An 18,591-nucleotide genomic window follows, 5' to 3' on the forward strand; every position below is an offset into this window, starting at 1 on the left:
GCCCGCTGGAGTGTGTTCATGTTATGTTCTTTTCCTCAAATGGGGAGAAGGACATGATTGGATATGTAACACTGGGGGTGAGCGACCTCGCCCGGGCAGCCAGATTCTACGATGCGATTGCCGCTGAAATGGGCACGCCGCGCATGATGGAATTCGATACGTTCATCGCCTGGGGCACGCCGGACGGCCAGGCGGGCGTGGCGGCAACGCTGCCCTTCGACGGCAAGCCGGCAACGGTGGGCAATGGCACGATGGTCGCGCTCCAGGCGAAGGACAAGGAACAGGTCCACCGCCTCTACAAGATCGCGCTTACCAATGGCGGAACCGATGAAGGCCCGCCGGGGCCGCGCGGCGACAGCGGGTTCTATGCCGCCTATTTTCGCGACCCGGACGGCAACAAGCTCAACGCCTTCATCATGGGCTGATCGGGCGGCGCGCCGTCACGATAAAAGCGTAGACCGACAGGACCGCCATCACGGTCGCTGAAGCGTACAGCGTCAGCGGCGCGGCCAGGGAGTAGAGCCCGGCGCCGATCAGCGGACCGAACACGAAACCCGCCGGCGGTGCAGCGGCCAGCAAGGCCGCTGCTGAGCCCTGCTCATGGCGTTCCACTGACAGGCTGCCCAGCGCATTCGCCGAGGGTACGGCCAGCGCGCCGCCGATCCCGGCAAGAAAGAAGCTGGCGCACAGGGCCCAGAACGGGTGGAACATGTCGGCGCAGACATAGCCGAGTGCGACCAGCCCGAGCCCGATAGGGAGGATTTTCCGCGGGTCGGGCCGACGCGGCACGATATAGCCGAACTGGACGATGATCATCGCCACCGCGAGGCAGGAGAAGATGATGCCCGTATGGCGCACGGCAATTTCGCCGGCCGTATGCGCCGCCGTGTCGACGAAACCATACCGGTCCTCGATGAACCAGCCGATGGTCTGCTGGATCATGCCGATGGCCATGAAATAGATGAACAGGAATACAAGGTGCGGCACGACGCGCCTGTCCCTCAGAGATAGCGGCGTCGGCCGGACGGTTTCGCGCACGCGATTGCGGCTGCGCGGCAGGACAAAGGCGAGAATGATCCCGACGGCGATATTGAGAATGATCGTGCCCCAGAGAGGCACGAGGGCGCCAAACGGGGCCAGAACAGCAGCGCCTGCCGGGCCAAGGATCGAGCCGACGCTCATCGCCGCGCCCAGCATGCCGAGGCCGCCCGCGCGGGTCATCGTTGTCGTTGCATCCGTCATGGCCGCCATCGAAGCCGGCTGCAGGCCCGGCGCGAGCAGGCCGAACCAGAGCCGCACGAAGGCGAGCAGGAAGAATGCCATCAGGCCGGTGACGAGGCCAGCCAATGCGGCGCTGAGCGCGAACAGGAAGGCCATGTTCATGAAACCCATGGCCATCAGGGAGAATACCATCACGCGCTTGCGCCCGATCCGGTCGGCGATGCGGCCCCAGACCGGGATCATCAGCGCATAGAGTGCTGACGAAAGGGTCAGGATGCCCGCAACCTCGATCTCGGCGAGCCCGGCCTTGCGGGCCAGTGGCGCCACGACCACGAAGTTGATCGTCATGCCGGCGCCCATGGCGACCATGGCCAGCGCGATCATGCCCTGTTGAAGACGGGTCAGCGGGCGAAGGGGTTTTTCAGTCTCTGTCATGCCCGTATGCCCTCCCGTGGCATGTTCCAGAGCTAGTCCGGCCCCGGCCCGATGCAAACCATGTCGCAGGGTAAAGCGACAGTGACGACCTTGCATCCCCTTGCCAACACACCCTAAGTGACAGTTTGAAGCCACGCTGTTTCCGGAGACTTATCAATGCGCGCGATACTGGATGTCCTTTTGTTTCTCCTGAACATTGCGACATGGATCATTATCGTCCAGGCCGTGATGTCCTGGCTGGTGGCATTCAAGGTATTGTCCATTCACAATCCCACCGTCCGCAACATCTGGGGCGGGCTCGAACGGATCACCGAGCCGGTCTATGCGCCGATCCGCCGGATCATCCCGCCGCTCGGCGGCCTCGACCTGACGCCAATGGCGGTGCTCCTGATCATCTTCTTCCTCCAGCGGCTGGTTGTTCGCTACGGCTACACGATCGCGCCGTTCTAGCGCATGCATCGGCTCACGGTCCGCGTGCAGCCGAACGCCTCGGCCGACCGGATCGAAGGCCCCGAAACCGATGCCGCCGGGCGCACCTATCTCAAGGTGCGTGTGCGCGCCGTTCCTGAAGACGGCAAGGCCAACGCGGCTGTCGAAAAACTCATCGCAAAACATCTTGGCGTTCCGAAGTCTGCCGTCAGGGTGGTGACGGGCGGCAAGAACCGTTTAAAAGGCGTTGAAATCGACGGGCCGCCGAGCATGGCGGACGTGCTGGCAGGGATGATGCGGGAATGAGTGCAAAACGGATCGACGGAACCGGTGTGGCTGCGGACGTGCGGGCGAAAGTCGCCAGGGCCGTGTCAGCGCTTCCGGGGCAGCCAGCCCTCGCGGTCGTCCTGGTCGGCGACGATCCTGCCAGCCAGGTCTATGTCCGCTCCAAGGTACGCCTCACCGAAGAGGCCGGCATGGTCTCGGTCCATCACCAGCTGCCCGCCACTGCCACGCAGGCCGAGATCGAAGACCTGATTGCCCGCCTCAATGCCGATGACAGCATTGACGGGATCCTGCTTCAGCTGCCCTTGCCCAAGGGCCTCGACGAGCATCGCGCCATCGAATGCATCGACCCGGACAAGGACGTCGACGGCCTGACGGAAGTGTCAGCCGGGCGCCTCGTGCTGGGCAAGCCGGGCCTGCGCTCCTGTACACCGGTTGGCTGTGTCATTCTCGCGAAAAGCGCGCTCGGCGAGGATCTGTCCGGCAAGCATGTCGTCGTGATCGGTCGGTCTATTCTCGTCGGCAAACCGGCCGCGCTCCTGTTCCTCGCCGAGAACTGTACGGTCACCATCGCGCACAGCCGCACGGCCGACTTGCCGGCTGTCTGCCGAACGGCCGATATTCTCGTGCCAGCCGTGGGGCGTCCGAACATGGTCAAGGGCGACTGGCTGAAGCCCGGCGCGACGATCATTGATGTCGGCATCAACCGTGTTCCGGCCCCGGAAAAGGGTGAAGGCAAGACGCGCCTTGTCGGCGATGCCGACTTTGCCGATTGCGAGCCCGTCGCCGCCCATATCACGCCCGTGCCGGGCGGCGTCGGCCCGATGACGATTGCCTGCCTGTTGCGCAACACGGTGCTCGCCGCCTGCGCGCGGCGCGGGTGGAAGGTGCCCGAAGGCCTGTGAGCCAGGAGTTCGCACCGCCTGCCACGAAACTGTTCCAGCGCCTCTGGCAGGCACAGGGCGGCAACTGCGCCCTGTGCGGCAAACCGATGCCGTCGACCCGGTTCACGGTCGGCCATGCCACGGTGTGGAAGAAGCAGCGCCCGACGTTTGACCATATCCACGCCCTCGCGCGCGGCGGGCCGGACAAGGAAGCAAACCTCCAGCTGGCGCATGCCGTCTGCAACAAGCGCAAGGGACGCGGCTGAAGCGGCGTGCCGGAAAGTGGACACCGGTTTTCGGGAACACGCCGCAACCCGCAAGAATCCGGAGCAGAATGCTTTAGGCTTCGGCCGCCTTTGCCGCGCCGTCGCGTTCCATCAGGAAGCGCGGGCCGGGGCCCAGCTGCGCCGCCCGGTCCTCGGGATTGTACAAAGCGCAGTTCGACAGCGACAGGCAGCCGCAGCCGATGCACACGTCGAGCCGGTCGCGCATCAGCTCCAGCGTCTCGATCTGTTTGTCCAGCCGTTCGCGGAACAGGGCGCTGATCTTCGACCAGTCGCCCTTGGTCGGCGTGCGCTCCTGCGGCAGGCCGGACAGCAGCTCGCCAATCTCCGTTATCGAAAAGCCGAGCTGTTGCGCAATCATCACGAAGGACAGGCGCCGCACGTCGGAGCGCAGGAAGCGGCGCTGGCCGCCAGCATTGCGCATCGCCCGGATCAGGCCCTTGTCCTCGTAGAAGCGGATTGCCGACACCGACACGCCCGTGCGCGATGCCAGCTGTCCGATGGGTATGAGGTCGGTTGTTTTCATGAATTGGCAAATAGCAAAAAAACTCCTTGACCTCAAGTAAGGTTGAGGAATTACGAAAGGGTCCATCAGCAACAGGACGGGCCATTTCCGTCCCTCGAAAAAGGACTACAGCCATGACCACAGGCACACTCGAACACGTCAATATCACCGTCAGCGATGTCGACCGCACAGCCCGCATGCTGGAGCGCATCTTCGGCTGGCACGTGCGCTGGAAAGGCCCGTCGATCAACAATGGCCAGACGGCTCATGTCGGTACGGACAATGCCTATATCGCCCTCTACTCACCCGGCGAAACGGATGAGCCGGACCAGATTTCCTACAATGTCCAGGGCGGCCTCAACCATGTCGGCGTGATCGTCGATGACCTTGCCGCTGCCGAACGCCGCGTCCTCGATGCCGGTTTCGTCACCCATTCCCACCAGACCTATGATCCCGGCAGCCGCTTCTATTTCCACGACTATGACAATGTCGAATACGAAGTCCTCTCCTACGCCTGAATCGAGAGGCCCGGCCTCCACTCTGGAAGCCGGGCCTCACGTGTTCGGGTAGTTGAGCTGCCTCCCTAGGCCCGCTGGGGTGTCAGGGCGCCGTGGCAATGCTTGTACTTCTTGCCTGAGCCACACGGGCAGGCCGAATTGCGCGGCGTGTTCGACCAGTCGTCCTCGGCCTGGAACAGGGCCGGGCCGGGGCCGGTATTGCCTGCCGGTTCGTCCGGCGCCATTTCGTTGACGCCCGTATCCGGATCGAGGTGCATTTCGCGCACTTGCTGCGGTGGGGCAGGACGGCGCGGTTCAGGGGCCTGCACGCGGATATGCATCAGCGACCGGGTCACGGTTGCACGCAGCTCGTTCAGCAGGCTGTAGAAAAGGTTGAACGCCTCTTCCTTGAATTCGTTCAGCGGGTCGCGCTGGCCGTATGAGCGCAGGTGGATCACCGAACGCAGCTGGTCGATCTGCTGCAGGTGTTCGCGCCAGCGCAGGTCGAGGACCTGCAGAAGGACCTGTTTCTCGATCCGGTGCATCTGCTCTTCGCCCACCTGGGTCGACAGGTTTTCATAGGCCTTGGCGACATGGTCGCGGATACGACCGGCGATTTCCTGGTTGGCAACGCCTTCCTCGGCGGCCCATTCGGCAATCGGCAGGTCGAGCGCGAGATCGGACTGCAGGGCCTCCTTGAGCCCGGCAATGTCCCATTGTTCCGCATAGGCCTTTTCCGGCATCGTGCGCAGAACCAGCGCTTCGATCACATGATCGCGCATTTCTGCAATAGTCTCGGAGACGTCATCGGCGCGCATGAATTCCATGCGCTGCTCGAACATCGCCTTGCGCTGGTCGTTGATGACGTCGTCATACTTCAGGACGTTCTTGCGGATCTCGAAATTGCGTTCCTCGATCTTGCGCTGCGAAGTTTCCATCGCCTTGTTCATCCAGGGATGGGTGATGCCTTCGTCTTCCTTGATGCCGAGGCGGCGCATAACGGCGTCCATGCGTTCGGCGGCAAAGATGCGCATCAGGTCGTCTTCGATCGAAATGTAGAACTTGGACTTGCCCGGGTCGCCCTGGCGCCCCGTCCGGCCGCGCAGCTGGTTGTCGATGCGGCGGCTTTCATGGCGCTCGGTGCCGAGCACGTAGAGACCGCCCGCATCGAGTGCGCGCTTCTTCTTGACCTCGATGTCGGCCTTGATCTGCGAGGTCAGCATCGACAGCTCGCTCTCGGTCAGTTCGCGGCCGAGTTCCTTCTCCTTGGCCTCTTTTTCCTGCTCGACACGCATCTCGAAATTGCCGCCAAGCTGGATGTCGGTACCCCGGCCAGCCATGTTGGTGGCAACCGTGATCGCGCCGGGCACACCGGCATTGGCGACGATGAAGGCTTCCTGTTCGTGATGCCGCGCGTTCAGCACCTTGTGCGGAATCTTGGCGGCGGTCAGCAGGCTGGAGAGAATCTCGGATTTCTCGATCGAGGCGGTGCCCAGCAGGATCGGCTGGCCCTTGGCCTGGCACTCCTTCACCTCCTTGACGATCTCCTTGTATTTCGCTGCGGCCGTCCGGTAGACGACGTCATCCTCGTCGATCCGCTTGATTTCCTTGTTGGTCGGCAGGTCGACGACTTCCAGCTTGTAGATGTCGTGGAATTCCGACGCCTCGGTCAGCGCCGTGCCGGTCATGCCGGCCAGCTTCTTGTAGAGGCGGAAATAGTTCTGGAACGTGATCGAGGCGAGCGTCTGGTTCTCGGGCTTGATGTCGACGCGTTCCTTGGCCTCGATGGCCTGGTGCAGGCCTTCCGACAGGCGGCGGCCTTCCATCATGCGGCCGGTGAACTCGTCAATGAGCATCACCTGGTCGTCCTTGACGATATAATCCTTGTCGCGCTGGTACAGTTTATGGGCGCGCAGTGCCTGATTGGCGTGGTGCACGAACGAGATGTTCGACGGCTCCCACATCGAGCCTTCCAGCAGGCCGAGCTCGGTCAGCCAGTTCTCGATCTTTTCGGTCCCGAATTCGGTATAGGTGACCGAGCGCTGTTTCTCGTCGAGTTCGAAATCGTCCGCTTCAAGGCGCGGCATCAGATTGTCGAGCGCAATATAAAGTTCCGAGCGGTCGTCTGTCGGGCCGGAAATGATCAGCGGCGTACGGGCTTCATCGATCAGGATCGAGTCGACTTCATCGACGATCGCAAAATGATGGCTGCGCTGGGCCATCTGCTCGAGCGAATATTTCATGTTGTCGCGCAGGTAGTCGAACCCGAACTCGTTGTTCGTGCCGTAGGTGATGTCGGCTGCATAGGCGGCCTTGCGTTCCTCGTCGGTCACGCCGTGCACGATGATGCCGGTGGTCATGCCGAGGAAGCCGTAAATACCGCTCATCCATTCGGCGTCACGGCGGGCCAGGTAGTCGTTCACCGTGATGACGTGCACGCCCTTGCCTTCAAGCGCGTTCAGGTAAACCGCCAGCGTGGCTACCAGCGTCTTGCCTTCACCGGTGCGCATTTCCGCGATTGCACCGGAATGCAGGATCATGCCGCCCATCATCTGGACGTCGAAATGGCGCATGCCCAAGGCCCGGCGCGACGCTTCGCGCACGACCGCAAAGGCTTCTTCCAGCAGGCTGTCCAGGGTGGCGCCATCGGCGAGCCGCTTGCGGAACTCCACGGTCTTGGCTTTCAGCGCCTGATCGGACAGGGCTTCCATCATCGGCTCAAGGGCGTTGATCCGGTTGACGCGGGCGCGGAGGGGTTTCAGCTTGCGGTCGTTGGCGGAACCAAAAATCTTGCGGGCTACGGAAAGCATATCAGGAGGCACCAATCGATCTGGGCAAACAAAACACTTAATCCTGTCAGCGACGTATGGCAGGACATTTGCGGGGTCTTCCGCAGCGCTTACACTGGTCGGGAGGTCTCGACCAGAGTGAGGGTCAGACTTAAGAACGCGGCCATGGGGTGTCAATGCGACGCCTTCAGCGATCACGGGAGATAATGGTGCTGTTTTTCAAGGCAAATACGGCTGCCCTGACGCGGCTGGCCTGCGGCGCGGCGCTGCTTGCGCTGTGTGCCTGCGGCAATGTCGACGAAGCCGAGGTTCCGGTCCAGGTTGACGGAGCCGCAGCGGCGTCCGTCAATGGTGAGAAAATCTATGTCAGCGACGTCGAACTGGAGGCCGTGGCGCGGGGCCTGATCCCTGCAGGCCAGGCGCTCGACCACAAGAGCCAGGACTATAAGACCGTGCTCGACCAGCTGATTGACCAGAAACTGATGGCGCAGGAGGCGATCCGGCGCGGAATCGACCAGGACTCAGCGGCGAAACGCCGCCTCCACATGGCGCGCGAGCGCATCCTTGGCAATCTCCTCGTCGAAGACCTGGTCGCCCGTGAGGTCACCGACGCCCGGATCGACAAGATGTATGCCGAACAGGTCAGCCTGCAGCAGTCGAATGACGAGGTGTCGATCGCGCACATCCTGTTCGGGTCGGAAGAAGAAGCCCGGGCGGTCTATGACGAGATTCAGGACGGCGCGAGCTTCGAAAGCATGGCGCGGACGCATTCCAGGGATTCAGCCACGCGCATGGAAAACGGCAACCTCGGCTATGTCTCGCCGAACGACCAGATGGAACCGTTCCCGGTCATGATTGCCGACACGCCAGAAGGCGAGGTTTCAAAACCCTTCCTCAGCGCCGATGGCTGGCACATTCTCAAGGTAAAGAACCGCCGCACCCGCGCGCCCAAGACGCGCGAGGAGATGCGGCCTGAAATTGTCACCTTCCTGACATTGAACCAGATCAGCAAGATCCTGCGCGAATTGCGCACCCAGGCGGTCATTCAGCAAGGCGGCCCCGGCGCAGCCAGTCCGCCCGCCACACCGCTCTCGCTGGATGAGGACGCCGTCCCACCGGACGATATTGCCGCCGATGCCCCCGAAGGAAATGAATTGTGAACCTCAAGCCGTCCCCGTTTGCACCCGCCAGCTTTCCCACACTGCCGGTCGTCAGGGGCGTACGCGCCGCGACAGGCTCGCGCGGCTTCTATGCCCGTCGCGGTATTACGCGCGATGACGTGTTCCTGTTCGTCTTTGACGAAGGCACGACCTGCGCCGGAGTCTACACGGTATCACGCACAGCGTCGGCTGATGTGCTCTGGTGCCGCGAAGCCCTGGGTGAAGGGGCCGGCAAGGCGCGAGCACTGATCGCACATTCCGGCAATTCCAATGCCTTTACCGGCCCCAAGGGGGTCGAAAAGAACAATGCCACCCTGAAAGCGCTCACCGAGACGCTCGGTGTCGACCGCAACGCCTGTTTCCTCGCCGCGACGGGGGTGATCGGCGAGCCGCTGGCAGACCCGAATTTTGTCGGGTCCATCGTGCCGGAACTCGTGGGCCGTCTCGGCGCGCCGGACTGGCAGGCCTGTGCCCGCGCGTTCATGACGACGGACACCTATCCCAAGGCGTCCGGCCGCACCGTGGACCTCGCGGGCGTGCCAACGGCCTTTGCCGGCATCGCCAAGGGCTCGGGCATGATCGCCCCCAACATGGCGACGATGCTATCCTATGTTTTCACCGATGCCGCGGTCGATGCAGACCTGCTGCAGGACCTGCTTGAAGACATCACGGACGAAACCTTCAATTCCATCACGGTGGACGGCGATACATCGACCTCCGACACGCTGATGGTCTTTGCCACAGGTGCCACGGGCGAACCCGTCATCGAAACGCGTGACGATGAACGCTTCCCGGCCTTCGCTGCGGCCCTCCACGCCACTTGCCTCGACCTCGCCCTGCAGGTCGTCAAGGACGGGGAAGGGGCCAGCAAGTTCGTCACGGTCCGTGTTGAAGGGGCCGCTTCGCAACTCTCCGCGAAGGTTGTGGCCTGCGAGATTGCCAATTCCCCTCTGATCAAGACTGCGATGGCGGCAGGCGATGCCAATTGGGGGCGCGTCGTCATGGCCGTCGGCAAGTCGCTGGAACCCGTCGTGCTGGAAGAACTCGCAATCTGGTTTGACGATGTGCAGGTCGCAAAAGGCGGCGCCCGTGCGCCTGACTATGACGAGGCTGCCGCCAGTGCCGTGTTCGCCAGACCGGAATTCACCATCCGGGTCGATCTTGGCGTCGACGCGCATGCGGCAACCGTGTGGACCTGCGACCTGACCCACGGCTATGTCGATATTAACGGCGCCTACCGGACATGACGCATCCGCTCGTGCTGGTCGTTGCGGCGGCGCTCTACAATGACAGGGGCGAAATCCTGCTGGCCCAGCGCCCGGAAGGCAAGTCCATGGCGGGCCTCTGGGAATTTCCCGGCGGCAAGGTCGAGACGGGTGAAACGCCGGAACATGCGCTCGTTCGTGAGCTGCACGAGGAATTGTCGATCATGGTTGAGGAGTCCCATCTCGAACCGCTCACATTTGCCAGTCACCATTATCCGAATTTTCACCTACTCATGCCATTGTTTCGCTGTCGGGTTTGGACAGGCGATGTGAATCCCAGAGAAGGCCAGTCCTTCAATTGGGTCGCACCATCTGCCCTGCACGACTATCCGGCGCCAGCGGCAGATATTCCTCTGTTCGATGTGCTCTTAAGAATGGGACCTTGGAGGGTCTGAGATGACACTGAAGACTCTGCTTGTACGTTTCGCTGCTGATCAGCGCGGGGCCACAGCGCTGGAATATGGCCTGATTCTCGGTGTTATGGCCTTGGCCATCATTGGCGGCATCGGTGCTGTCGGTGCAGCCACGTCGGGTTCATTCGATGATACGTCTGCCGCTCTGGAAACCGCCAAGGGCTCCTGATCCGGACTTTACCGTTCAGCTTTCCCCACCCTGCCTTCGGACAGCATCCGCAAGGCTGACCTTGGCGCTGCCCGGCTTCAGCGGTTTCGGCTGGCTCGGCGCGGGCGACCAGCCTGACAGATACACGATCTCGAATGTCGCCCGAACGCGCCCGTCCGGATCGCTGAACCGTTCGGCATAGAGCTCGGCCATCCGCATCAATACGCGCCGGGGCAGGGGTTGCCCTATGCCCCGCGTGAACGAGGCCCGCTCACCCATGCCCTTGAGGTCTGCCAGCAGGCCGAACACGCTGTCATAGCGCACCGTCACACTTTCCCGGTCGACCACGGGCAAGGCAAAGCCGGCCCGCTGCATCAGGGCCGCCATGTCCGACAAGGCTGGCAGCGGAGACAGGCGCGGTGCCAGCCCGCCCGAAAGCTCGCTCTCGGCTTCGGTCAGGCAGGTTCGCAGCTCTGCCAGCGTTCCGGCGCCCAGCAACGCGCCCAGGAACAGGCCGTCCGGTTCCAGCACCCGGCGCACCTGTACCAGTGCCCCCGGCAGGTCGTTGACCCAGTGCAGCGACAGCGCCGAAACAACGAGGTCGAAACTGGCCGGCTCATAAGGCAGGGCTTCCTCGTCGGCGACCTCGGCTTGCAGGCCGCGCGCGCGAGCCTGCGCGACCATGCCCGGCGACGGGTCTGTCGCCCGCATCGCCGCCACCTTGTCGCTCCCCTGCAGCAGGCCGGTTACCCCGCCATCATGCCCGCCAAGCTCCAGCCCCGACCTGAACGCATGCGATGTGTCGTCCAGCCGGTCGACCAGGTCTCTCGACACGCGCCCCTTCAGGAAGGAATATTCCTCAAAGCGCGGCGCCGCAGTGTCACGGCGGCGCACCAACAGCTCGCGGTCGAACAGGCGCGGCGGGGCTTTGGGAGGGGCAGGAGGGCTCATGCAAGGCGATATGGACCGGCGTCCGGCCCGCGCAAAGGGCTTTCTGCGGGCGATTGCAGACTTTCTCTGGCCGCCGCGATCACTGGTTTCCGGCCAGCGCGGTGTCGGTAAAGGCCCGCTTGCGCCGGAGGAATTCGGCCAGATCCACTTCCTCACGGGCCCGGTCTGCGACACCTGCGGCAGACCGCTCGGCTTCGATCTCGGCCCGGGCGCGACTTGTGCGCCCTGCATCGCCCGGCCGCCGCGCTGGGCCCGCGCCCGTGCGGCCATGGTCTATGATGCCGCTTCCCGGCGCCCGGTGCTCGACCTCAAGCGGTCGGGGCGCCGTGACGGGCTCGAAACCCTGGCGGGCTGGATGCTGCAAGCGGGGCGCGCGCTCGTCGACGAGGCTGACCTCATCGTGCCCGTTCCACTTCACTATGCCCGGCTCGTTCGCAGGGGATTCAACCAGTCCGCCTGGCTGGCCGGGGCGATTTCGGACCAGTCCGGCACACCCATGCTGGTGGATGCGATAAAGCGTACGCGGCGTACACCTAGCCAGGCCGGCCTCTCTGCCCGTGCCCGGCGCCGCAATGTGGCTGGCGCGTTTACCGTATCGAAGCCCGCAACGACACGGATTTCGGGCTGCCGGGTCCTGCTTGTCGACGATGTGTTAACGACTGGTGCGACACTGTCGGCCTGCACGCGTGCGCTGAAACAGGCAGGTGCAGCCAATGTGGACGTGCTTGTGTTGGCGCGCGTTGTCCGGGAAACAGATATTACCATATAAGCAAATGAACTCATTGCTTTAAGGAGCCTGCCTCTATGCCCAAGGTCACCATCTACACTCGTGCGTTCTGCCCGTATTGCAGCCGCGCCCTTGCCCTCCTGAAGGGCAAGAAGGTCGACCTGACCGAAATCGATGCCGGAATGGATGCCACCAAGAAAGCCGAAATGATCGAGCGTTCGGGCGGCGGACGCACATTCCCCCAGATTTTCATCGGCGACACCCATGTCGGCGGGTGCGACGACATGATGGCGCTTGAGCGCGCAGGCAAGCTCGACGCGCTGCTGGCGGCCTGAGGCGCGGATGATCCGGTACGCGCTCATCTGCGGTGATTGCGAACACGATTTTGAGGCCTGGTTTGCCTCGTCTGCAGCGTTCGACACCCAGTCAGGTAAGCGGTTGGTGACTTGCCCGGACTGCGGCGGCGCAAGCGTTGCCAAGCAGATCATGGCCCCTTCGGTAAAGTCGCCGAAAAAGGCGGCTGCCCGGTCCGATGCCGAGCGGTTGGTCGAGGAATTTGCCGAAAAGGCCCGCGAGCATGTCGACAAGAACTTCGACTATGTCGGCAATGATTTCGCCGACGAGGCGCGCGCCATGTATTATGGCGAGACCGAAGATCGCCCGATCTGGGGCGCGACGACAGCCGAAGAATCGGCCGCACTCGCGGAAGAAGGCGTGCCGGCCGCGCCATTGCCGCGCGCATTTACGCCCAAACGACCCAAACAGGCCAAGCCCAAGCGCGACCTGAACTGAACGGGCGCGCGCTTTGCCGCGCTTGACCCTTGTCGCGCCTTCGCTAATACGGCGTGCAGATACGAGTCACGGAGAAGCCTCATGGCGACGAGCGAATACCATCACGGCGAAATGGACATCAAGGCACAGGAAGACACCTGGCACGGTTTCATCGTTGGCAGCACCTGGGGCGGCCTGATGATCATCCTCGCTGTTGGCTATGCAGTGCTCGCTGTTGCCATCGGCATGAACTGGATGATCTCGCTCGGCCTGATGGCCGTTCTCGGGTTTGCGGCTGGAATTTTCCTGAATCTCGGTGGCCGCTGGATGGCCACGATGGTCCTGCTGATCGTCCTCGCACTTGTCGTGCAGGGATTCATCTGGCTTTTCGGGGCCGTGCTCTAGCGCACGTTCCGGCCTAACAGGCTTCACGACACTCCGGACACCGCGCCATCGCGGGGTCGGCTTCGAGGCGGTCCATCGGGATCGGCCCACAGCATTGCGTGCAATAGCCGAAACGGCCTTCCTCCATCCGCGCCAGCGCCGCCTCGATACGGGCCAGCAGGCGGTTGCGCTCGAGCAGGACATGACGCCGCTCGCTCACAATGTCCTTCCGGGTGAGGTGGAGGCAGCCGCGCACTGAAGGGGCAGTATCCGTTTTCATTGGATTATGCTGCGTCGCCTTTAAGGGCTTGGCAAGGCGTTCCGGGCGAAACACATGTCTTCTTATCGGGAATCGCTACGACCGACGCGCTCCCTGACGCCGAGGAGGCTTTCATGAGCATGCCGCCCCTGATCATGACGCAGGCGACAAAGCGCTTCGGCGCCTTCACGGCGGTGAGCGCCCTGTCGCTCGAAGTGCCCGAAGGCGGCATTATCGGTTTCCTCGGGCCCAACGGCGCCGGCAAGTCGACCAGCCTGCGCATGGCGCTCGGCGTGATGCAGCCCGATTCCGGCAGTGTCAGCCTGTTCGGAAAGCCCCCCGAGATTGCCACGCTCAAGCGCGTCGGCTTCCTCCCCGAAGAGCGCGGCCTCTACAAGAAGATGACACCGCGCAGTTCGATCGAGCATTTTACCCGCCTCAAGGGCCTCTCCGCACACGACGCGCGTACGCGGGCCAATGAACTGCTCGACACGGCCGGGCTCGGCGATTTCAAGTCGACGCGCATCTCCAAACTGTCCAAGGGCATGGCGCAAAAGGTGCAGATCCTCTCCACGCTCGCCCACCGCCCGGATTTCCTGATCCTTGACGAGCCCTTCTCCGGCCTCGACCCGGTCAACCAGCAGGTCCTCGAAGACCTGATCCGCGCCGAACACGCGCGCGGCGCGACGATCCTCTTCTCCACCCATGTCATGGAACATGCCGAACGCCTGTGCGACCGCATCGTCATGATGGCGCGTGGACGGAAGGTTTTCGACGGCACGCTGGACGAGGCCTTTTCCTCGCTCGGCCGGGGCGCCCGCATTTCCGTGGCCGAAGGCTTTGACCTGGCCACAGCGCTTGAACCGAAAGGTTTCGAAGCCCACCGTGCGCCCGAAAAAGGCCCGGGCGACGCCTGGCGGATCGCCCTGCCGCGCGGCACCGACGCGCAGGATGCCCTGCGCGCTGCCATTGAGGCCGGCGCCCCGATTGTCGGCTTCGCGCCGGAAGAGGCGCGCCTGCGGGATGTCTTTGTGTCGCTGGTGGGAGAGGCCGACGCTGCCGCCCTCAGCGAATCCGAAGCGGGGGAGGCGGCCTGATGCGCAATATCTACCTCATCTTCCGGCGCGACTATCTCGGCTATGTCCGGGCCTGGGGCTTCTGGCTCAGCCTAGCCGCCGTGCCGCTGTTCATGATCATCGGTGGCGCCTTTGCCATCTTCGCGGCCAAGTCCTCGCCGGTGCGCTATTACGCCGTGGTCGAACCTGCCGCCGTGTATGCCGACGCCATTGAGGCCGAGTTTGCGCTGGACGATGAAGAAGCCAGCCAGCAGGCACGCGACCTTGCCGCCAGCATCGACCTGTCGCCCGAGCAGCACGCCGCGCTCCAGTCCGGCAATGCCGCGCCGCCGCGCAAGTTCATCCGCGTGCCGGCCCCGGCAGGCTCCATCGACGAATTGCGCCCCTACCTGATGGGCCAGCGCCTCGTCTCCGGTCCGCTCGGCGACAAGCCGCTCTTTGCCGTCTTCATTCCGTCGGCTGACGGCAAGGATCTCGAATACTGGAGCGATGACGTCAATGTCGGCGCCCTGCGCGCCACGGCGGCCAATGCCATGCGCCGCCTCGCGCGCCAGCAGGCCCTGTCCGAGGCGGGCCTCGGTCCTGATTTCCTCGACAGGATCGACGCCAATGCCCTGCAGGTGCCCGCCCACCGCATCCGCACCGTGGCCGACCAGACCACGACCGGTTCGGCGGTCACCATGGCCGACCGCGCGCCGGTCTTCGTCGCGGGCGGCCTCGCCTATTTCCTCTGGCTGATGATCTTCTCGATCATCCAGTACCTGCTGATGGGTACGATTGAAGAGCGCTCGAACAAGATTTTCGATACGCTGCTGACCTCGGTGAAGCTGCCGGAACTGCTCGCTGGCAAGCTGCTTGCCGTGTTCGCGGTCACGTCCACGATGATGCTGTCCTGGGGCCTGTTCGCGTTCGGGGTCTCCTTGTTCGCCACCAGCCAGATCCCCGGCGGCGCCAGCCTGCTGTCGCCCTTCTTCGCAGCCTTCGCCAACCCGTCCATCATCGTTCCGGGCCTGATCAGCTTCCTGCTCGGCTATGTCATGTATGGCATGATCTTCATGGCGCTGGGCTCGCTCTGCGACACGATCCAGGAAGCCCAGACCCTGCTCAGCCCGATGATGATCTTGCTGATGCTGCCCATGTTCGCGATTTTCATCGCCTTCCAGGATCCCGGCTCGCCGATTGTCGACATCGCGTCATGGATTCCGGTGTTTACGCCCTTCCTCTTGATCTTGCGCATGCCGCACGATCCGCCCGTGTGGGAAATTGTGGCCCAGATGATGCTCATGGCGCTGACCGCCCTGGCCATCCTCTGGCTCGCTACCAAGGTTTACCGGGCCGGCGCAGTCCACGGCGCGGGCATCGGTGACCTTGGCGGCGTTTTCAAACGCATGTTCAAGGGCAAGGCGGGTTGACCCCGGAGGAGGGGCTCATTCTGGGCGAAGTCGAAAAAATCCAGCCGAATGACGACCGCCTGTTCCTTGCCTGACGCCAATGCTACTTCTTGGATGATGGAGATCAGAGCAGAAAAGCCCAGCGACAGTGCGGCAATAGAACGAATAACGCGCGCCGCCTTCGCGCCAATGCCGTTCAGCGAAGGCAATGAGGCCGAGTGCATCGAAAAACTTCGCAGCGACGGGGACCTGACGCTGTCTCTGGTTGCAATCAGCGACGCCGAACCAGTTGGGCATGTCGCGTTCTCTCCGGTCTTCTTCGACGACTGTTTCGCAGGCTGGTACGGTTTGGGACCTGTTTCGGTTTGGCCTCAGTCGCAGCGCACTGGGATAGGCAGCGCCCTGATCAACGAAGGTATCGTGCGCCTGAAGCAGATGAGTGCGAGCGGCTGCGTGCTTATCGGCGATCCAGCCTATTATTCCAGGTTCGGCTTCGTCGGTGACGGTCGATTGTCCTACCGCAATCTTCCTGCCCGGATCGTCCAATGGCTGGCATTCGATGGCACCAAACCATCCGGCGTGCTCAGATACAGTCCCGGCCTTGAATAGTGATGTCTCCGGAAATGTCAGTTACTCAGTCGTAAACTCGCCGGCCCCAACGAAAAAGCCCCGCCAGATCGCTCTGACGGGGCTTTTTTCAGTTCGATAAGACCGTAAAGCCTACACGATGCCTTCGCGCTGGGCGCGCTTGCGGGCCAGCTTGCGCGCGCGGCGCACGGCTTCGGCGCGCTGGCGGGCTTTTTTCTCGGATGGCTTTTCGAAAGCCTGACGGGCCTTCATTTCGCGGAAGAGACCTTCGCGCTGCATCTTTTTCTTCAACGCGCGCAGGGCCTGCTCGACATTGTTATCGCGGACGACGATCTGTACGATGGGTCTTCTCCATTGGGTTAGGGGCGTCGCCCCGACTTAACTTGTGCGGCCTGTATGGCCATGAAGGGGCGCCTATATCACGCAAGAAGCGATTTGGCCAAGCCCCTTAAATGATGCAAAGATGTATTATGACACATACGCCATCCGATGTCTTGCGCTCCAGGTGGCTGGAAGCCCTCTTGCCCCATGTCGCCTTTGATGGCTGGACCGATGCCGCTGCCAGCCTTGCCGCCAGCGAGGCCGGGCTAAGCGAAGGTGAACAGGCGCTCGCGGCCCCGCATGGCGTGATCGACCTGATCGAGGCCTTTTTTGCCGCTGCAGAGACCGAGGCGACGGCCGTTCTGGCTGCTCAGGACCTCTCGGCCCTGCGCGTGCCCGACAAGGTGAAGCGCGGCGTCCTCGCCTGGCTGGCCGTTCTCGCCCCGAATCGCGAGGCCGTGCGCCGCGCCGCCGCCCGCGGCTTCCTGCCCTGGAGTGCCGGCCCGGCCGTCCAGCGCGCCTGGTCGGTCGCCGACATGGTCTGGACCGCAGCGGGCGATACGGCGACCGACTACAACCGCTATTCCAAGCGCGGCCTTCTGGCGGCGGTGATTCCCGGCATTGTCATGTACTGGCTCGACGCCCCTGGTGAGGCAGACCTCGACGCCTATATTTCCAGGCGGCTGCAACAGGCCTCTGGCCTTGGCCGCAATGCCGGGCGGGTCCTGGCGCCCGTGCTCGACGTCATCAAGGCGCTGAAGCCGGATGCAAATCCATCCGGACGCGGACAGGAGCGCTGATTTGGAGGGGGAAGGTGTCGAGCGAAAGCTGATCAAGCGCCCCAGGGGGCTGGGGGGGCTGATGGGTCCGGGGTGCTTGGTATACACCTCCGCCCGACAGTTAGAAGATGGCGAGCACCGGTGTCGCACGCAAGGCCAAATTGCGGTGATTTCGCCCCATTTGAATTACAATGCCGTTAGGCGACTGCGGATTCGCGGGCTCGCCCCATGCGGGAACCCGGAAGGATGACATGACGGATACGTTTTCGCGCAAGCTGGCGCCTGAACCGAAGGTCGCGTTCCAGAAAGCTGAGATGCAGCCCATCCTCGATGTCTATGGCCGCCTCGTCATTGCGGGAGAGGCGCGCGACTATGCCATTGGCATGGAACGCGACGTCGCCATTTTTGCGATCTACCGCCGCCATGCCGAGAACCCGACCTGGCGGATCGAGAAGGAACCGGCGCTGGCCAACCGTCAGGGGCAGTATGCCGTCTATGGCTCGGCCGGACAGGTCCTGCGCCGGGGCCGCGAACTCAAACAGGTCCTGCGCGTTTTCGACACGCGCCGTTTCACCGTCGTTAAATAGGTCCAGTCAATTCCAGCCGAATGGTTAACCTGCTGTTAACTAAAATTTTCTTGCGCGTTCTTTTGGAACATATTAGGAACAGGAACAGAGAACGGAGCAGGAACATGGGTATCACAGTTAGTTTTCGGGGACGGTCTGGCAAGGCTTGGGAATTCAATCGCGTGGCACCGGACGGCCCATGGGCGCGCAGCCCGGGCGTGGTCATCTTCGCGGCGCCGGACGCCTATGGATGGCGCCTCATCCGGGTCGTCGAACTGTCGGGCCGCCCGCACGACCTCCAGCCCATCTGGGCCTTGGCGGAGGCCGAGCGCTACGGCGCCAACGCGGTCTTCCTCGCCCATGAATTCGACGGGGCGGCGCGCAAGCTGATGGTAAACGACATCGAGGAAGGCTTCTCGACCGTCTGTTTCACCGATCACTCCCGCAAGATCGCCGCCTGAGG

Annotated in this window: 26 protein-coding genes; 20 read left to right on the plus strand and 6 right to left on the minus strand. The window is 63.1% G+C overall.

The features are described 5' to 3' along the window. Positions 1-53 precede the first annotated feature (53 nt). On the plus strand, positions 54-425 hold the full coding sequence (locus tag AC0L7I_RS05650) for a VOC family protein (RefSeq protein ID WP_473398571.1): 372 nt from the start codon (positions 54-56) through the stop codon (positions 423-425). On the opposite strand, the gene AC0L7I_RS05655 is transcribed toward AC0L7I_RS05650, so the two are convergent. Beyond that, positions 415-1,656, minus strand: coding sequence for an MFS transporter (locus tag AC0L7I_RS05655; protein WP_473398572.1), 1,242 nt, complete (start codon positions 1,654-1,656; stop codon positions 415-417). The genes AC0L7I_RS05650 and AC0L7I_RS05655 overlap by 11 nt on opposite strands. Before the next feature lie 156 nt (positions 1,657-1,812). Between AC0L7I_RS05655 and AC0L7I_RS05660 the strand changes: the two genes are divergently transcribed. From AC0L7I_RS05660 to AC0L7I_RS05675, 4 genes are read left to right on the plus strand one after another with little or no spacing between them, the layout of a single operon-like run. Further along, entirely contained in the window at positions 1,813-2,106 is a 294-nt protein-coding gene (locus AC0L7I_RS05660; RefSeq protein ID WP_473398573.1) for a YggT family protein, read from the plus strand. A gap of 3 nt (positions 2,107-2,109) precedes the next feature. Beyond that, entirely contained in the window at positions 2,110-2,391 is a 282-nt protein-coding gene (locus tag AC0L7I_RS05665; protein ID WP_473398574.1) for a DUF167 family protein, read from the plus strand. After that, positions 2,388-3,275: a bifunctional methylenetetrahydrofolate dehydrogenase/methenyltetrahydrofolate cyclohydrolase FolD gene (folD, locus tag AC0L7I_RS05670; RefSeq protein WP_473398575.1), complete on the plus strand. Its 888-nt coding sequence runs from the start codon at positions 2,388-2,390 to the stop codon at positions 3,273-3,275. Before AC0L7I_RS05665 ends, folD begins: the two co-directional genes overlap by 4 nt. After that, positions 3,272-3,520 carry an HNH endonuclease gene (locus tag AC0L7I_RS05675; protein WP_473398576.1) on the plus strand — a complete coding sequence of 83 codons (249 nt, stop codon included), beginning with the start codon at positions 3,272-3,274 and terminating at the stop codon, positions 3,518-3,520. Before folD ends, AC0L7I_RS05675 begins: the two co-directional genes overlap by 4 nt. Before the next feature lie 73 nt (positions 3,521-3,593). Here AC0L7I_RS05675 and soxR read toward each other — a convergent pair whose 3' ends face one another. Continuing rightward, a complete protein-coding gene (soxR, locus tag AC0L7I_RS05680) occupies positions 3,594-4,064 on the minus strand; it encodes a redox-sensitive transcriptional activator SoxR (protein WP_473398577.1) in 471 nt (156 codons plus the stop codon). Positions 4,065-4,177: 113 nt separating this feature from the next. Between soxR and AC0L7I_RS05685 the strand changes: the two genes are divergently transcribed. Beyond that, positions 4,178-4,561 (plus strand): VOC family protein, encoded by a 384-nt coding sequence (locus AC0L7I_RS05685; protein ID WP_473398578.1) that lies wholly within the window; start codon positions 4,178-4,180, stop codon positions 4,559-4,561. A 65-nt stretch (positions 4,562-4,626) separates the two neighbouring features. Here the strand turns inward: AC0L7I_RS05685 and secA are convergent, their stop codons facing one another. Continuing rightward, positions 4,627-7,350 (minus strand): preprotein translocase subunit SecA, encoded by a 2,724-nt coding sequence (secA, locus tag AC0L7I_RS05690; RefSeq protein WP_473398579.1) that lies wholly within the window; start codon positions 7,348-7,350, stop codon positions 4,627-4,629. Positions 7,351-7,535: 185 nt separating this feature from the next. Here secA and AC0L7I_RS05695 point away from each other — a divergent pair, with 185 nt between their 5' ends. From AC0L7I_RS05695 to AC0L7I_RS05710, 4 genes are read left to right on the plus strand one after another with little or no spacing between them, the layout of a single operon-like run. Next, positions 7,536-8,489: a peptidylprolyl isomerase gene (locus AC0L7I_RS05695; protein ID WP_473398580.1), complete on the plus strand. Its 954-nt coding sequence runs from the start codon at positions 7,536-7,538 to the stop codon at positions 8,487-8,489. Next, positions 8,486-9,736, plus strand: a complete 1,251-nt coding sequence (gene argJ / locus AC0L7I_RS05700) for a bifunctional glutamate N-acetyltransferase/amino-acid acetyltransferase ArgJ (protein WP_473398581.1) — start codon at positions 8,486-8,488, stop codon at positions 9,734-9,736. Before AC0L7I_RS05695 ends, argJ begins: the two co-directional genes overlap by 4 nt. Further along, on the plus strand, positions 9,733-10,149 hold the full coding sequence (mutT, locus tag AC0L7I_RS05705) for an 8-oxo-dGTP diphosphatase MutT (RefSeq protein ID WP_473398582.1): 417 nt from the start codon (positions 9,733-9,735) through the stop codon (positions 10,147-10,149). Before argJ ends, mutT begins: the two co-directional genes overlap by 4 nt. Position 10,150: 1 nt before the next feature. Next, on the plus strand, positions 10,151-10,336 hold the full coding sequence (locus tag AC0L7I_RS05710) for a Flp family type IVb pilin (protein WP_473398583.1): 186 nt from the start codon (positions 10,151-10,153) through the stop codon (positions 10,334-10,336). Between the two features lie 15 nt (positions 10,337-10,351). Here the strand turns inward: AC0L7I_RS05710 and AC0L7I_RS05715 are convergent, their stop codons facing one another. Continuing rightward, positions 10,352-11,266 (minus strand): methyltransferase domain-containing protein, encoded by a 915-nt coding sequence (locus tag AC0L7I_RS05715; RefSeq protein WP_473398584.1) that lies wholly within the window; start codon positions 11,264-11,266, stop codon positions 10,352-10,354. On the opposite strand from AC0L7I_RS05715, the gene AC0L7I_RS05720 reads away from it, so the two are divergent. The 4 genes from AC0L7I_RS05720 (at position 11,265) to AC0L7I_RS05735 (ending at position 13,169) form a co-directional block, all read left to right on the plus strand. Continuing rightward, positions 11,265-12,035, plus strand: a complete 771-nt coding sequence (locus AC0L7I_RS05720) for a phosphoribosyltransferase family protein (protein ID WP_473398585.1) — start codon at positions 11,265-11,267, stop codon at positions 12,033-12,035. The two genes, AC0L7I_RS05715 and AC0L7I_RS05720, sit on opposite strands and share 2 nt — an antisense overlap. Before the next feature lie 35 nt (positions 12,036-12,070). Next, positions 12,071-12,328: a glutaredoxin 3 gene (grxC, locus tag AC0L7I_RS05725; RefSeq protein ID WP_473398586.1), complete on the plus strand. Its 258-nt coding sequence runs from the start codon at positions 12,071-12,073 to the stop codon at positions 12,326-12,328. Positions 12,329-12,335: 7 nt separating this feature from the next. Next, the gene (locus AC0L7I_RS05730) at positions 12,336-12,785 is read left to right on the plus strand and encodes a DUF1178 family protein (protein WP_473398587.1); all 450 of its coding nucleotides are present in this window, start codon (positions 12,336-12,338) and stop codon (positions 12,783-12,785) included. A gap of 81 nt (positions 12,786-12,866) precedes the next feature. Continuing rightward, positions 12,867-13,169 carry an aa3-type cytochrome c oxidase subunit IV gene (locus AC0L7I_RS05735; RefSeq protein WP_473398588.1) on the plus strand — a complete coding sequence of 101 codons (303 nt, stop codon included), beginning with the start codon at positions 12,867-12,869 and terminating at the stop codon, positions 13,167-13,169. A 13-nt stretch (positions 13,170-13,182) separates the two neighbouring features. Here the strand turns inward: AC0L7I_RS05735 and AC0L7I_RS05740 are convergent, their stop codons facing one another. Continuing rightward, complete coding sequence (locus AC0L7I_RS05740) at positions 13,183-13,428, minus strand: TraR/DksA family transcriptional regulator (RefSeq protein WP_473398589.1); 246 nt, start codon at positions 13,426-13,428, stop codon at positions 13,183-13,185. 113 nt (positions 13,429-13,541) lie between these two features. On the opposite strand from AC0L7I_RS05740, the gene AC0L7I_RS05745 reads away from it, so the two are divergent. The 3 genes from AC0L7I_RS05745 to AC0L7I_RS05755 all read left to right on the plus strand — a co-directional run bounded on the left by AC0L7I_RS05745 (position 13,542) and on the right by AC0L7I_RS05755 (position 16,483). Continuing rightward, positions 13,542-14,504: an ABC transporter ATP-binding protein gene (locus tag AC0L7I_RS05745; RefSeq protein ID WP_473398590.1), complete on the plus strand. Its 963-nt coding sequence runs from the start codon at positions 13,542-13,544 to the stop codon at positions 14,502-14,504. After that, positions 14,504-15,895 carry an ABC transporter permease gene (locus tag AC0L7I_RS05750; RefSeq protein ID WP_473398591.1) on the plus strand — a complete coding sequence of 464 codons (1,392 nt, stop codon included), beginning with the start codon at positions 14,504-14,506 and terminating at the stop codon, positions 15,893-15,895. Before AC0L7I_RS05745 ends, AC0L7I_RS05750 begins: the two co-directional genes overlap by 1 nt. 96 nt (positions 15,896-15,991) lie before the next feature. Beyond that, positions 15,992-16,483 carry a GNAT family N-acetyltransferase gene (locus tag AC0L7I_RS05755; RefSeq protein WP_473399116.1) on the plus strand — a complete coding sequence of 164 codons (492 nt, stop codon included), beginning with the start codon at positions 15,992-15,994 and terminating at the stop codon, positions 16,481-16,483. 111 nt (positions 16,484-16,594) lie between these two features. Here the strand turns inward: AC0L7I_RS05755 and rpsU are convergent, their stop codons facing one another. Further along, positions 16,595-16,804: a 30S ribosomal protein S21 gene (gene rpsU / locus AC0L7I_RS05760; protein WP_034739875.1), complete on the minus strand. Its 210-nt coding sequence runs from the start codon at positions 16,802-16,804 to the stop codon at positions 16,595-16,597. A 128-nt stretch (positions 16,805-16,932) separates the two neighbouring features. Between rpsU and AC0L7I_RS05765 the strand changes: the two genes are divergently transcribed. The 3 genes from AC0L7I_RS05765 (at position 16,933) to AC0L7I_RS05775 (ending at position 18,589) form a co-directional block, all read left to right on the plus strand. Next, entirely contained in the window at positions 16,933-17,583 is a 651-nt protein-coding gene (locus tag AC0L7I_RS05765; protein ID WP_473398592.1) for a COQ9 family protein, read from the plus strand. Positions 17,584-17,813: 230 nt separating this feature from the next. Then, positions 17,814-18,149, plus strand: coding sequence for a DUF2794 domain-containing protein (locus AC0L7I_RS05770; protein WP_473398593.1), 336 nt, complete (start codon positions 17,814-17,816; stop codon positions 18,147-18,149). Positions 18,150-18,253: 104 nt separating this feature from the next. Continuing rightward, a complete protein-coding gene (locus tag AC0L7I_RS05775) occupies positions 18,254-18,589 on the plus strand; it encodes a hypothetical protein (RefSeq protein ID WP_473398594.1) in 336 nt (111 codons plus the stop codon). Positions 18,590-18,591 lie beyond the last annotated feature (2 nt).

The sequence above is a fragment of the Hyphomonas sp. J20-32 genome (assembly GCF_055808555.1).